This window comes from Paraclostridium tenue, from assembly GCF_039521565.1.
GTDB classification, from domain to species: Bacteria; Bacillota; Clostridia; order Peptostreptococcales; family Peptostreptococcaceae; genus Paraclostridium; species Paraclostridium tenue.
Window position 1 is genome coordinate 15,998 of record NZ_BAAACP010000022.1, and the last position, 11,962, is coordinate 27,959.

Sequence of the window (11,962 nt, forward strand, 5' to 3'; positions counted from 1 at the left end):
GTTTAAGTTATATTTAAACTACTTTGTATCCAGTTTTTTTACGTTCTTCCATAGTATAGTTCCATTTAATTAAAGTTTCTTCTTTAGATAAACCTTTAAGTTTATTTGGACTATCATATATAACTCCAAAAGTATTTACAGTCATATTTTCTATATAAACTTTTTCAATGGCTCTATGTAAAAATACATCTAATTCAGTTTTAACTTTACTTATTCTATCAACTTCATCTATTCCATCTATAACACGTCCAAAAGCAGCAAACTTGTCATTAAGTTGAGGTGTATCTTGAGTAACTATAAAAAAGTGGCAACTTTCAGCATTATGTTCAAATCTACCATAACCTATAGTACCTCTAGTAAATTTTAAGTTATTATTTACTCCATTATCCTTACACTCGCTTTTTATGCTATAACCTAATACTCCTGTACCATTGTTTTCAGGACACCCTCCTTGTATTAACTTATCATTTTCAACTCGCAAAAATGCTGTATTACTATAAAAACCTTTATTTATTAGACTTATAAAATTTTTAACTGATTCAGGAGCTTGATCTGGAAATAACTCAATTTTTATATTTTTACCATCTTTAATTTTCATATTAACTACTGGATTTGTCATATATATTACCCCTTTATACTAATATTTAAATAGATTATATCATATATATTTGAAAATGATTTCTTTTGATAAAAAATCATTAAAAATTAAAGAAGATAAGCAATTTATAATTGTATATAAATACTCAAGAATTTATGACTAGTAAAAATGCTACTACATTTTTTATGCTTATAAACGGAAATAAGGAAAATTATGAATCTTAAATTAAATAATTATAACACTGTATTAAAAAATATATATAATTAATTAGCATTAGATAATTTTAATTTGTAGTTACCAAGTTTACTTCCATAATTATAAATATAAACATAATATTTTCCAGTATTGATAAATTTAACTGCTACTTTTAAAAAAGTAATTTCATTCTTATAAGTTACTTAATTATATTCATTGATAAAAGATCTACTATATAGATATATATTAATATATGAGTAAATTAAGATAAATGACATCTATAAGTGTAAATGAAAAACTGTAAAATAAAAAAAGCTATGATTAAAAAATCATAGCTTTAATAAAACAGTAATAATTATACTTTTATAAAGAAATTATATATTAGTAGTCATAACCTCTTCTATTTTTTTTACAATATCCATAATCATCTTTTTTCCAATGATCTTTTTCTTTATGATAGTCATCTTTATAGCATTTATCTTCATAATATTTGCAATCATATTTAGTTTTATGATCATAGTGATAAACATCATATTCATAATAATGATCTGTAATATAATCATAATCAGTTATATAATAGTGATTACATTTTTTGTAGTAATTGTCATAGTAATTTTTATTTTCAATACAGTAGTCTTTACCATCTATATATTTGCAATCTTCATAATGATTAACTTCACCTTTTATTTTTTTGCAGCAGTCATCATGCTTGTCATGTTCTTTCCAGTCGCAATGACATTTATCATGCTTGTCATGTTCTTTCCAGTCGCAATGACATTTATCATGTCTATCATGTTCGTTCCAGTCACAATGGCATTTATCATGTTTGTCATGTTCTTTCCAATCACAATGACATTTTTCATGTCTGTCAAATTTTTTATAGTCATACTTGTTGTTATATTCATTACAATATCCCATGGATAATAACCTCACTTATTTTATATTTTTATAGTAAACTCAAGTAGGAAAATAAGTCTCTCGATTTAAATTCCTTCTTGAAAATTACTATAATACAATATATGGAAAAAGGTATACAAATGTGACGATTTATAGAAAAAAATAAAAAATATATATTTAAATTAGTATGTAAAATTTATAATAATTAACTTTATGTTAAATAAAAAAACCCCTTAATTTTATAAGGGGTTAATTTAATACAAATGAGTATATATATTAACAAATCAAAACCTTACTAGAATTTACAATCTTTTCTGTGTTTTTTGCAATATTCACAGTCACATTTTTTATAATAGTTATCTTTTTTACCATAATCTTTTTCATTGTAGTAGTTATCTTTTTTCCAATGATCTTTTTCTTTATAATAATCATTTTCATAGTATTTATCTTCATAATATTTGCAATCATATTTAGTTTTATGATCATAATGATAAACATCATATTCATAATAATGATCTGTGATATAATCATAATCAGTTATATAATAATGATTATATTTTTTATAATAATTATCATAGTAGTTTTTATTCTCTATACAGTAATCTTTACCATCTATATATTTGCAATCTTCATAATGATTAACTTCGCCTTTTATTTTTTTGCAGGAGTCATCATGATGATGATGTTTTTTGCAGTCACAATGACATTTTTCATCTCTGTCATATTTTTTATAATCATACTTGTTGTCATATTCATTATAGTATTCCATTGATAATAACCTCTCCTATTTTTATTTTTTATAGTAAAATTAAGAATTATACTAAACTTAATTTAGTTTCTATCTTGAAAATTACTATAATACTATATATGGAGAAAGGTATATAAATGTGACGCTTTATAAAAAGAAAATATAAAAGATATTAATATAGATATAAATATAAGTACTTAAATATGATATAATATGTAGAACATAGAGGAGGAAGAGCGTATGAATATAGATAAAAGTAAATTAACTCCTATGATGAGGCAATACTTTGAAGTTAAAGATAGATATAAAGACTGTATAATGTTTTTTAGGCTTGGAGATTTTTATGAAATGTTTTTTGAAGATGCAATAGTAGCTTCAAAGACTTTAGAAATAGCACTAACAGGAAGAGAATGTGGTATGAGTGAGAGAGCTCCTATGTGTGGAGTACCATTTCATTCATCTCAAAACTATATATCAAGGCTAGTTGAAAATGGATATAAAGTAGCTATATGTGAACAAGTTGAAGATGTAAATGCATCAAAGGGAATAGTCAAAAGAGATGTTGTAAGAGTTATAACACCAGGTACTGTACTTGAAGGAAACTTACTAGAAAATAAGAAAAATAATTATTTATTAGCAGTTTTTACCCAAAATGATAAAATAGGAATTTCTTATATTGATATAAGTACTGGAGAAGTTAACTCAACTTATTTAAATAAAGATAAATTAGTAGAAGAAATAGCTAAAATACATCCAACAGAGATAATAGCAAATGATATTAATACAATAGAACAAATAAGAAATATAGCTAGTTTAAGTAATATTTATATAAATGAAAACTTTGATGAAACTTACCTAAATGAAAATATATTAGGTGAGTATTTTAATAAGGAATATTTAGAAAAATTAAACCTTGATGAATATGGACTTATAAGTTCAAGTTTATGTATAATCCTAAATTATATATATAACACTCAAAAGCAAGTAACATCTAATATAAACAATATAAATATATATAACTCACAAGAATATATGATATTAGATATGTTTACTAGAAATAACTTAGAATTAACTTCAACTATAAGGGGTAATGCTAAAAAAGGTTCATTACTTCATGTTCTAGATAAAACTTCTACAGCTATGGGTGGTAGAATGCTTAGAAAGTATGTAGAAGAGCCATTAGTAAATAAGCTGAAAATAGAAAAAAGACTTAATGTAATAGAAGAATTAAAAGAAGACTTTATGCTAAGAGAAGATTTAATAGATGTATTAAAAAATGTGTATGATATAGAAAGAATATGTGGGAAGATAGCATTTGAAAAAGTTACTCCTAAGGAAATGATACATTTAAAAAATTCTATAGAAAAACTTCCGATGCTTAAAAATATAATAAATTCATCAGATGCAGATATACTTAAAAATTATATATCAAATATGGATGATTTAAATGATATATATTCTTTAATAGATAGTGCAATCCTTGAAGAACCATCAATAACTATCAAAGATGGGAACATAATAAAATCTGAATTTAATGATGAATTAAATGATTTAAGAGATATCTCTAAAAATGGAGCCTTTATGATAAAGGAAATTGAAAATAGAGAAAAAGAAAAAACAGGAGTTAAATCATTAAAAGTAGGATTTAATAAAGTATTTGGTTATTATATAGAAATAACTAAAGCTAACTTAGCTAGTGCAAATATAGATGATAGTTATATAAGAAAACAAACATTAAGTAATGCGGAAAGATATATAACTAGTGAATTAAAAGAAATAGAAGATAAAATTTTAAATGCTGAAGAAAAAATAAAAAGTTTAGAATATGAGATATTTGTAAATATAAGAAATAATATATATGAAAATATAGATAGAATACAATTAGTAGCAAAAACTATAGCTAATATAGATGTATTTGTTTCATTAGCTACTGTTGCTTATATAAATAATTATGTAAAACCTGTGATAAATGAAGATAATAAACTTGATATAAAAAATGGTCGTCACCCTGTTGTTGAAAGCATTGTAGGCGAAGAAAACTTCGTTCCAAATGACACATATTTAAATCAAGGTGAAAATATTATAAATATAATAACAGGACCAAACATGGCAGGGAAATCTACTTATATGAGACAAACTGCAGTTATAGCTTTGATGGCTCATATTGGTTCATTTGTCCCAGCAGAGTATGCAAATATTCCAATATTAGATAGAATATTTACTAGAGTTGGAGCTAGTGACGATTTATCTCAGGGTCAATCTACATTTATGGTTGAGATGACAGAAGTTTCACAAATACTTAAAAATGCAACAGATAAAAGTTTAGTAATACTTGATGAAATAGGTCGTGGAACTAGTACTTATGATGGTATAAGCTTAGCTTGGTCTATAGTTGAATATATACAAAAAAATATTAAATGTAAAACTTTATTTGCAACACACTATCATGAATTAGTAGAACTTGAAGATGAATTTAGTGATGTTAAAAATTATTCAGTTGCAGTGTGTGAAAATAATGATGGAATAGTATTTTTAAGAAAAATTATAGAAGGTGGAGCAGATAAAAGTTACGGTATATATGTTGCAGAACTTGCTAAGTTACCACAAGAAGTTATAAAAAGATCAAAAGAAATACTAATAGATCTAGAAAAAAATCATATCCAAAATAATTTAAAAGAAACTAGCAAAGATAAATATTTGTCAGATAGTGAAAGTTTAAAAGTATTTGAAAATAATAAAAAATTTAAATCAGATGTTGTAGAAAAAGAGTTATATGATAGTTTAAAATTAGAGTATGATAATTTAAAAAAGAAAATAACTGAAAAAGAAGAAAAATATATTTTAGATATTAAAAAACTAGAAAGTGAAGTAAATAAACTTAAAAAAGAAAATTCTAACACGGATGAAGTTGCTATAACACAAATATCATTTGACGCAATTTATGATAATGATTTAATTAATGATATTAAAAATTTAGATATTTTAAATATGACACCACTAGATGCTATGAATGCTTTATATAATTTACAAAGTAAAGCTAAAAAAATAAAGTAAACTTATAGATAATAAGGATTATAGCTAACTATAGTCCTTATTATAATTTAAAGAATTAAATAACGTTAAATTTTACTACAAAGTGAGGTGAATATATGGCTAGAATTAATATATTAGATGAAGCTACTATAAATCAATTACAAGCTGGGGAAGTTGTAGAAAGACCTTCTTCTGTTGTTAAAGAACTTGTAGAAAATTCAGTAGATGCAGGTAGCAAAAAAATAATAGTTGAGATTGAAGATGGTGGTAAGAAATTTATTAGAATAACTGATAATGGCAGTGGGATAGATTCTAGCGAAGTTGAAAAAAGTTTTTTAAGACATGCTACAAGTAAAATTAATAAAATTGATGATTTATATGATTTATATTCTTTAGGGTTTAGAGGTGAGGCTCTAGCTTCTATAGCTTCTGTTGCTAAAATAGAAATGATTACTAGACCTAAAGATGAGCCTGTAGGAACTAAAATTTTAGTTGAAGGTGGAAATATAAAATTAAAAGAACCAGTAGGTACTAACAAAGGAACAACAATTATGGTTCGTGATTTGTTTTTTAATACTCCTGTTAGACAAAAGTTTTTAAAATCAACTCATGCTGAAACTATAAATATAAGTGATTTAATAAATAAGTTAGCTATAGGAAATCCTAATGTAAGTATAAAATATGTGAATAATAAAAAAACTATGCTAAATTCACCAGGTGATGGTAAGCTTATAAATACTATAAGAAGTATTTATGGAAAAGATATAACTGAGAATTTAATAGAATTAAACCATGAAAGTCAGTTTTTTAAGATAAGTGGTTATATAGGCAATAATAATGTATATAGAGCAAATAAAAATCTTCAACATATATATATAAATAAAAGATACGTTAAAAGTAAAATTATATTAGATGCTATAAGTGAAGGATACAAATCACTTATACCTATAAATAAACATGCAGTTTGCTTTTTAAATATAGAAATAGACCCATCTAAAATAGATGTTAATATACATCCAACTAAGCTTGAACTTAAGTTTGAAAATGAGCAACAAATATATGTAGAACTTAAAGAATATATAAGAAGTTCTTTAATAAGATCTAACTTAATAGGAAAATATGAAACTTTTGATAAAAAGGAAAATCTAATATCAAAGCCTATAACAAGTCCTAAAAAAATAGATAATAAAAGTGAGCAAATTAATGTTGATAACTTAAATCAAGGAATACTAAATAATTTAGAAAAAGAATATAAAAATCAAACATACAATTTTGAAGAACTAGAAGATAGAAATAAACTTGAAAAAGAATTTAAAGAAGTTAAAAATGCAATAAATCAATCAAAAACTGATGAAGTTATAGTTTTGGATGAAGCTATAGATTTAAATAAAGTATATAGTTTTAATGATTTACTAGAGCTTGAAAAAAAAGAAGAAAAAAATTTAAACGATGATATTTATAAAAAAAATAATGATATATATACACCATCTAATAATTTAGACAACCAAAGTATAAATGAAGAAAATGTATCTTATGAAAAAAATATACATCAATCTGAATTTATTGAAGATAAAAAACATGAATTTTCTCTTAATGAATATATAGTTATAGGTACCATATTTAAAACCTATATAATACTTCAAAAAGGAAGTAATATGTATTTATTAGATCAGCATGCAGCACATGAAAGAGTATTATATGAAAGATATATGGAAAAGTTTTATAATATGGATATAAATATGCAAATGCTACTTGATCCTATAGTTTTAGAACTATCTACAACAGATATGTTAAAAATTGAAAATAATATAGATTTATTTATGAAATTTGGGTTTGAAATAGAGATATTTGGTAAAAATCATATAATGATAAGATGTGTACCAACAATATTTGGAACTCCAGAATCAGAAAAATTTGTCTTAGATATAATTGATAATATAGATGAGATAAATAACAATTATGAACTAAAAGGTGAAAAGTTTGCATCTATGGCTTGTAAATCGGCTATAAAGGCTAATGATACTATTTATGAAGAAGAAATAAACAGCTTATTAAAACAAATAGAAATGTGTAAAAACCCTTTTACATGTCCGCATGGTAGACCAATATTTGTAGAGATATCAAAGACAGAAATAGAAAAAATGTTTAAAAGAATTATGTAAGAAAGAAGGGGAGAATATGAAGAAAATACCTTTAGTTATACTAACAGGACCAACAGCAGTTGGGAAGACAAACCTATCGATACAACTAGCAAAGAAACTTAATATGGATATTATATCAGCTGATTCTATGCAAATATATAAATATATGGATATAGGAAGTGCTAAAGTAAAACCTGATGAGATGAAAGGAATAAAACACTATTTAATAGATGAAGTTAATCCTGATTTTAGTTTTTCTGTTTCAGAGTTTCAACAAAGGGCAAATAATTATATAGATGAAATAGTAAAAAATAACAAAATTCCTTTAGTAACTGGGGGTACAGGACTTTATTTAAATTCACTTATATATAATATGGACTTTGCAAAATCTGATGCAGATAATAAACTAAGAGAATCGTTAAGATTAGAACTTGAAGAAAAAGGTATAGATTATATGCATAATAAGTTAAAAGAATTAGACGAAGATGCAGCAAATAGAATTCATAAAAATAATACTAAAAGAGTTATAAGAGCACTTGAAGTTTGTTTAAGCGGGAAAAAAATGAGTGATTTTAGTAATGATCTTAAACTAAATGAAAAGTATGAACCTATAATAATAGTATTAAATAGAGATAGAAGTCATTTGTATAAAAGAATAGATATGCGTGTTGATTTAATGATTAAAGAAGGATTAGAAGATGAAGTTAAAAAATTACTATCTATGGGATATACAAAAGATTTAATATCTATGCAAGGTATAGGATATAAAGAAATAATAAAATATTTATATGGAGAGTATAGCTATGATGAAGCTATAGAAATTATAAAACGTGATTCAAGAAGATATGCCAAAAGACAATTGACATGGTTTAGAAGATATAAAGATGCAATGTGGTTTGACTTAGATGAATATAAGGATGAAAAAATACTTTTAAATGATGTAATTACTTATATTGAAAAAAAGGTAAATCTTGTGTAATATAGAATATAATATATATAAAATAAATTAAATATGATAAATCATTTTGGAGGGTATTAAACTAATGAAAAGTACAGTTTTAAATTTACAGGACTTATTCCTAAATAATGCAAGAAAAGAAAGAATACCTGTAACAATATTTTTAATGAATGGAGTTCAAGTTAAGGGATACGTTAAGGGATTTGATAGCTATATAGTATTATTAGAAGGTGAAAATAAGCAGCAAAATCTTATATATAAGCATGCAGTATCTACTATAATACCAGGAAAACCTATGAATTTTAATAATAACAATAACAACAATAATCAAGGATATAACAAAAATTACAACGAAAATAAATAATTAATAAGATATATTTAAATTGAAAATCTTGAAAGTTAATAGCTTTCAGGATTTTTTTATTTAAAAAATTTATATTATAAAGCATAAAATGTTTAATTAACAAAAGATAAAGTTATATTAATAACTTTTAATTTATATAATTTATTAGATTATATAAAGAGAGAAGTGGTAATATGAATTATTTAAGTTATTTAAATATAAAAAACTTTAGGGGAGTTAAAAATCTAGAACTAAATGATTTATCAACTATAAATATAATAGTAGGAGATAATAATAGTGGGAAAACATCTCTTTTAGAAGCTATATCTCTTTTAGAAAATCCAGATAGTATAAGGCACATGCTTATTAATGCATCGAAAAGAGATAGTAATAATACATCTAAATTTGAACTTTTTCTAGAGATGTTTCCTAAAAACCAAGAGAAAAATAGAGGTATACATATAAATTCTATTATAAACAAATGTGAAAATGAATTGAAAATAAAAGGTGAATTAAATAATATTATAGATTTTAATGAAAATGATGTAAATTTTGATAGCAAAGTATTTGAAGGCATTGTTAGTCTAAAGCAAAATGATGAAGAATTAATAAATAAAGAAATATATATTCAAGAAAATAAGCAACTAAGATATAGTGGAAGTTATAACCTTATAAAAATAGTATATGTAACTCCATATGATCACTTTAGAGAAAATGTGTTAAATAATACAATAGAAGTTATCAAAGACGGAGATAAAGATAAATTAATAAAATTACTTCAAATGTTTGATAAAAATATTTTAAGTTTTGAGGTTTTACCTAATAGATATATGAACAATTCATCTATTTATATAAATCATAAAAAATATAAATTAATGCCTTTATCTAGTTTTGGAGATGGTGTAAAAAAAGTAATAACACTAGCTTCAGCAATAGTTAGCGCTAAAGGTGGAATTTTATTAATAGATGAAATAGAAACAGCTATTTACAAAGATATGGTAAGTGAGGTTTTTAGATGGTTTGTAAAAGCTTGTATAGAATATAAAGTTCAATTGATTTCAACTACTCATAGTTTAGAAGTAATAGACGCAATGATTGAAGGTATAGGTAATAAACTAGATGATTTAACATGTTTTAGAATAGAATCTATTAATGATAATATATACACAACTAGATTTTCAGGTAGTAAATTAAAAGATATAAGAACTATTCTAGGGCAGGATGTGAGGTAATGAAGAATATATTATTTTTTGTTGAAGGAGTACATGATGCTAATTGCATAGCTAAGATATTAGACATTAATAATTTTAAAGAAATAAAGAGTATTGACAAGTTACCTGATATATGGAAAAGGAAAATACCTAGAACATATCCTTTTGCAAAAGATAGATTAGATAGATATATACCTATACCAACATATTTTATAAATAAAAATATTATAGTAGTAATTATTTGTGCTAACGGAGAAAGTAGGCTTATAAAGGAAATAGATTTATATATTAGTAATATGAATAAATCTGAACTTGGCCAGATAAAAAGTATATGCGCAATTTTTGATGCAGATCAAAAATGTGCAAAGCAAAGTTTTGAAGAAAAATTTAAAACAAACATGAATGATATGATTATAAAAAAGAGTGATTTTATAAAAGGAAATATTAATATAAAAGGAGAAAGTATAAGTTTGTATAATTATTTTTTTCCAAATAATTACCAAAAAGGAACTCTTGAGGATTTATTACTAGAAGGAGCTGAAATTGTTTATAAGGATTTATTAGATGAAGTAAATTATTACATAAATAGTATTGAAGATAAATATAAATACAATTGGAGTATATCTAGTGAAAATAAGGTAAGAGTTGGGTGTATATCTAATGTATTTCAACCTGGAAGTGCAAATCAAAATTCTATAAGACATGATGATTGGATAAGTGATAAAAGCATAGCTTATAGTAAATCTATTAATACTTTTTATAAATTTATTGTTGATATAATAAATTTATAAAAAGTATTTTGAAATTTATATAGTATGAAATTAAAAAATTTAATTTTATATGTTTTAAATTTTAATTATTGGGTATATATAAAATGAAAAAAGTAACTATTTCAAAATTATTTCATACATATTTGGTAATAGTAAAAAAGCAGACAAATGAAAAGAGAGGTAATAACAATGGGAAACTGTAATTCATGTCCATCAAAAGGAAATTGTAATAAACAAGAAACATGTAATATAGAAAATAATCCTAATAATAAAATAAAAAAAATTATAGGTGTAATGAGTGGTAAAGGTGGAGTTGGAAAATCAACTGTAACTGCACTTATAGCTAAAAAGTTAAATAAAATGGGATATAAAGTAGGGATACTAGATGCAGATATAACAGGACCAAGTATACCAAGACTTATGGGAGTACAAGATGAAAGAGCAACATCTCCAAATGGAAAAGATATATATCCTATAATAACTAAAGATAATATAAAAACAATGTCTATAAACTTTATGGTAGGAGATGAAAATCAAGCCATAGTATGGAAAGGCCCTATAATAAGCAATACTGTTAAACAATTCTATAAAGATGTAATGTGGGAAGAGTTAGATTATTTACTAATAGATATGCCTCCTGGAACAGGAGATGTTCCTTTGACAGTAATGCAAAATATACCTATAAATGGTGTTGTTATGGTGTCTGTTCCACAAGATATGATATCTATGATAGTTGCAAAAGCTGTAAATATGGCTAAAATGCTTAATGTTAAAGTATTAGGTGTAGTTGAGAATATGAGTTATATTCAGTGTCCAGATTGTGATAAAAAGATAAAATTATTTGATGGTGAGGAAACGGAGAAATTCTTAAAAGATATGAATTTAAATTTATTAGGAGAACTTCCTATGACAAAGGAAATTGTAAATATAACTCATAATGGAGTTGACAATATAAGTTCAGAATTAGATGGAGTTTTAAATTCTATAGTTGAAAAAATAAAATAAACTTATTTAAATAAAATAAAAAAACTACCTTAAATTTAAGGTAGTTTTTTTATTTTATTTAAA

10 protein-coding genes are annotated in these 11,962 nt (G+C 24.1%); 7 read left to right on the forward strand and 3 right to left on the reverse strand.

Features of this window, described 5'->3' with window-relative positions; all coding sequences use genetic code 11:
- Positions 1–13 precede the first annotated feature (13 nt).
- The 3 genes from ABFX13_RS13080 to ABFX13_RS13090 all read right to left on the reverse strand — a co-directional run bounded on the left by ABFX13_RS13080 (position 14) and on the right by ABFX13_RS13090 (position 2,459).
- Positions 14–619 carry a peptidylprolyl isomerase gene (locus ABFX13_RS13080; RefSeq protein WP_346046761.1) on the reverse strand — a complete coding sequence of 202 codons (606 nt, stop codon included), beginning with the start codon at positions 617–619 and terminating at the stop codon, positions 14–16.
- Positions 620–1,174: 555 nt separating this feature from the next.
- On the reverse strand, positions 1,175–1,711 hold the full coding sequence (locus ABFX13_RS13085; RefSeq protein ID WP_346046763.1) for a hypothetical protein: 537 nt from the start codon (positions 1,709–1,711) through the stop codon (positions 1,175–1,177).
- Positions 1,712–1,985: 274 nt separating this feature from the next.
- Entirely contained in the window at positions 1,986–2,459 is a 474-nt protein-coding gene (locus ABFX13_RS13090) for a hypothetical protein (RefSeq protein WP_346046765.1), read from the reverse strand.
- 219 nt (positions 2,460–2,678) lie between these two features.
- On the opposite strand from ABFX13_RS13090, the gene mutS reads away from it, so the two are divergent.
- From mutS to ABFX13_RS13125, 7 genes are all read left to right on the forward strand, one after another.
- A complete protein-coding gene (gene mutS, locus ABFX13_RS13095) occupies positions 2,679–5,492 on the forward strand; it encodes a DNA mismatch repair protein MutS (RefSeq protein WP_346046767.1) in 2,814 nt (937 codons plus the stop codon).
- Positions 5,493–5,587: 95 nt separating this feature from the next.
- Entirely contained in the window at positions 5,588–7,633 is a 2,046-nt protein-coding gene (gene mutL / locus ABFX13_RS13100) for a DNA mismatch repair endonuclease MutL (protein WP_346046769.1), read from the forward strand.
- A 16-nt stretch (positions 7,634–7,649) separates the two neighbouring features.
- Entirely contained in the window at positions 7,650–8,591 is a 942-nt protein-coding gene (miaA, locus tag ABFX13_RS13105) for a tRNA (adenosine(37)-N6)-dimethylallyltransferase MiaA (RefSeq protein WP_346046771.1), read from the forward strand.
- A gap of 64 nt (positions 8,592–8,655) precedes the next feature.
- Entirely contained in the window at positions 8,656–8,934 is a 279-nt protein-coding gene (gene hfq, locus ABFX13_RS13110; protein WP_147543905.1) for an RNA chaperone Hfq, read from the forward strand.
- 173 nt (positions 8,935–9,107) lie between these two features.
- A complete protein-coding gene (locus tag ABFX13_RS13115) occupies positions 9,108–10,145 on the forward strand; it encodes an AAA family ATPase (protein WP_346046774.1) in 1,038 nt (345 codons plus the stop codon).
- Complete coding sequence (locus ABFX13_RS13120) at positions 10,145–10,915, forward strand: DUF3226 domain-containing protein (protein ID WP_346046775.1); 771 nt, start codon at positions 10,145–10,147, stop codon at positions 10,913–10,915. The genes ABFX13_RS13115 and ABFX13_RS13120 overlap by 1 nt, the downstream gene beginning before the upstream one ends.
- 168 nt (positions 10,916–11,083) lie before the next feature.
- Positions 11,084–11,899, forward strand: a complete 816-nt coding sequence (locus ABFX13_RS13125; RefSeq protein ID WP_346046777.1) for an Mrp/NBP35 family ATP-binding protein — start codon at positions 11,084–11,086, stop codon at positions 11,897–11,899.
- The last annotated feature ends 63 nt before the right edge of the window (positions 11,900–11,962 follow it).

Coding starts and splice junctions, on each gene's coding strand:
- ABFX13_RS13085 (WP_346046763.1), bottom strand. CDS start 1,711: ATGGGATATTGTAATGAATATAACAACAAGTATGACTATAAAAAATTT.
- ABFX13_RS13090 (WP_346046765.1), bottom strand. CDS start 2,459: ATGGAATACTATAATGAATATGACAACAAGTATGATTATAAAAAATAT.
- ABFX13_RS13125 (WP_346046777.1), top strand. CDS start 11,084: ATGGGAAACTGTAATTCATGTCCATCAAAAGGAAATTGTAATAAACAA.
- hfq (WP_147543905.1), top strand. CDS start 8,656: ATGAAAAGTACAGTTTTAAATTTACAGGACTTATTCCTAAATAATGCA.
- ABFX13_RS13080 (WP_346046761.1), bottom strand. CDS start 619: ATGACAAATCCAGTAGTTAATATGAAAATTAAAGATGGTAAAAATATA.
- mutS (WP_346046767.1), top strand. CDS start 2,679: ATGAATATAGATAAAAGTAAATTAACTCCTATGATGAGGCAATACTTT.
- miaA (WP_346046771.1), top strand. CDS start 7,650: ATGAAGAAAATACCTTTAGTTATACTAACAGGACCAACAGCAGTTGGG.
- ABFX13_RS13120 (WP_346046775.1), top strand. CDS start 10,145: ATGAAGAATATATTATTTTTTGTTGAAGGAGTACATGATGCTAATTGC.
- mutL (WP_346046769.1), top strand. CDS start 5,588: ATGGCTAGAATTAATATATTAGATGAAGCTACTATAAATCAATTACAA.
- ABFX13_RS13115 (WP_346046774.1), top strand. CDS start 9,108: ATGAATTATTTAAGTTATTTAAATATAAAAAACTTTAGGGGAGTTAAA.